At 41.8% G+C, this 2,359-nt stretch carries 3 protein-coding genes; 1 reads left to right on the forward strand and 2 read right to left on the reverse strand.

All coding sequences use genetic code 11. From position 1 onward, the window contains the following. The first annotated feature begins 126 nt into the window (after positions 1-126). Positions 127-777 (forward strand): ParA family protein, encoded by a 651-nt coding sequence (locus IQ242_RS22665; protein WP_002745320.1) that lies wholly within the window; start codon positions 127-129, stop codon positions 775-777. Between the two features lie 17 nt (positions 778-794). Here IQ242_RS22665 and IQ242_RS22670 read toward each other — a convergent pair whose 3' ends face one another. Further along, positions 795-1,247 (reverse strand): hypothetical protein, encoded by a 453-nt coding sequence (locus IQ242_RS22670; RefSeq protein WP_193961502.1) that lies wholly within the window; start codon positions 1,245-1,247, stop codon positions 795-797. Between the two features lie 45 nt (positions 1,248-1,292). Then, positions 1,293-2,090, reverse strand: coding sequence for a pentapeptide repeat-containing protein (locus IQ242_RS22675; RefSeq protein ID WP_193961501.1), 798 nt, complete (start codon positions 2,088-2,090; stop codon positions 1,293-1,295). Positions 2,091-2,359 lie beyond the last annotated feature (269 nt).

Consider the following 2,359-nt stretch of genomic DNA (forward strand, 5'->3'; position numbering starts at 1 on the left):
ACTGATAACTGATAACTGATAACTGATAACTGATAACTGATAACTGATAACTGATAACTGATAACTGATAACTGATAACTGATAACTGATAACTGATAACTGATAACTGATAACTGATAACTGAAAATGACCTCGCAATTAAAGCCTAATAGCCCAAAAATTCTCGCTGTTGTCAATGGTAAAGGTGGTGTGGGTAAAACCACCACTGCGGTTAATTTAGCGGCAATTTGGGGGCAGAATCAGCGTGTTTTGCTGGTGGATGCGGATCCCCAGGGTTCCTCCACTTGGTGGGTAGAAAGAAATCAAGCGGGTATGGTATTTGATTTAGCCAAGCAAATTAATACAGAGAAATTAGGAGAATTGCGTCAAATTATCGAGTACGATCTGATCGTGATTGACACACCACCAGCTTTGCGTTCCGAATTACTTACCGCAGTCATAGCAGAATCAGATTATTTAATTTTACCGACTCCTCCCGCACCGATGGATTTAATGGCTTTAATTGACACAGTACGCACGGCAGTTAAACCCCTAGGAATTGCCTATCGGGTTTTATTAACAAAAGTGGATTCCCGTAGTCTTAAGGAAACTTTAGAAGCACAAAATACTTTATTAGAATTAGGTATTCCCGCCTGTCATGCTTTTGTCAGAAATTATAAGGCCCACGAAAAAGCCGTTTTAGACGGGGTAGCTATTACCAATTGGCGCGGTAAAAATGCCCAAGAAGCCAGCGCCGATTATCGTCGTGTAGCCGAAGAATTAGAACGGGATTGGTAGATTTATGAACAGGTTTTCTAAGGACAATATTTTTGCAGTAAAGAAATGACTAAATCTAGACCATCGGGCTGAACTTGAACAGTATAGGCTTCCGCTTCAATTTGTCTGCTAAAACCCTCGTAATTCATAAAAAATCTTCTGGTCATTGCCGGTGGTTCTATGGCTAAATTAAGAGCTTTAACTGTTTTGCCTCCATGACAAAGTTGAGCGGCATGGACAGCTTCATGAATTAATGTTGGTCGGGCAATACCTAAGTCAAAAACTAGGGGATGAATCCAAATAATTCTAGTTTTACTATCAAATAAACCGTAGGCTCCTCGCACTGGTGGCGGAGCAATTTTGATGATAAAATTGTGTTTTTCTAGAGCTTTTTGCAGCTGGAGAAAATCATGATTTACCGACGATAAATTTTCTCCTGCAGCTAATTGCATCCCTAGAAAAACAGCAGCGATTGTGTAATAAATGCCCATCAGGTGATAGTTCATATTAAAGGGACATCAAAATTAGCAAGAGGTCTATTGATGAATCGAACCATCGGGGAGAATTGTTCCTGTTAAAATTGCCCCGGTTAATTTCACCATAATACGCTTACCGAAGCCAATTTTTGCCCCGCGTAAATCTGCCGCCGACAGATCCGCCCCGCTTAAATCCGCCCCGATGAGATTGGCTTCCTGTAAATTTGCGCCTTTAAGGTTAGCTTCGAGGAGATTGGCGCGAAAAAGATTAGCTTTGTGGAGATTAGCCTTTTCTAGGTTAACTTTGTGCAGGAAGCTATCGCTTAAGTCCGCATGGCTTAAATCTGCCCCGATGAGACTGCAACTAGAGAGATCTTTTTCTTTCAGGTTGGCTCCCTGTAAATCGGCTCCGTTTAAATCCCGATAGTGAGGGCGCCAGGCGGCATGATTGTGGACCTGATGGTTATTCTGGGAGTGGCTGTGTTGACTGTGGGTTTGTTGACTATGGGTTTGTTGACTATGGGTTTTATGACTGTGGGTTTGGGAATTTTGGCCCGGTTGGCTAGGGTGAGGCTGATAGGGGGAAGCAGTTTTATAGGCGTGGGCGGGCTGTTTTTCAGTTTTAGGGGGGGAATTGGAGCGTTTAGGAGAATTTTGATGAATTTGCCGCAATTGTTCCCTAGCTTGGTTAATTTCTTGCAGTTTAGCGGTGGCTTTTTCCAAAAGACGCTGATTATCTTTGGGAATGCGATCGGGATGCCAAATAAACACCAAATCTTTGTAGGCTTGATTGATCTCGTCGAGAGATGCCCCATGATCTAACCCTAAAACTTTATAGTATCGCTCCAATTCTTTCATTATCGAAGTCCTAGTACAAGGATAAAAGCATTAACGGCCACAATTTCTCTGAGTCTTGTCGGATTTTCTAGGAGAGGATTTCTTTTAGGATAATTTGACTCTGGGAGAGTTGCCATAAAATTTGAGAAAATGTCTGGTAATTAAAAAAATCTCGTTTTTCTATCCTGTTTTGATGCGTAACTGTATAGCACATAACAGCAAAATTAGCAAATTTTTGATACAGAACTTGATTTGTGCTGTTAGGGAAGTGGGGAAGTGGGGAAGTGGGG

Source organism: Microcystis sp. LEGE 08355, from assembly GCF_015207185.1.
Lineage (GTDB): Bacteria > Cyanobacteriota > Cyanobacteriia > Cyanobacteriales > Microcystaceae > Microcystis > Microcystis panniformis.

What these genes read in the sequence shown, in the direction of transcription:
- IQ242_RS22665 (WP_002745320.1), top strand. Translation starts at nt 127, where the DNA reads ATGACCTCGCAATTAAAGCCTAATAGCCCAAAAATTCTCGCTGTTGTC.
- IQ242_RS22675 (WP_193961501.1), bottom strand. Translation starts at nt 2,090, where the DNA reads ATGAAAGAATTGGAGCGATACTATAAAGTTTTAGGGTTAGATCATGGG.
- IQ242_RS22670 (WP_193961502.1), bottom strand. Translation starts at nt 1,247, where the DNA reads ATGGGCATTTATTACACAATCGCTGCTGTTTTTCTAGGGATGCAATTA.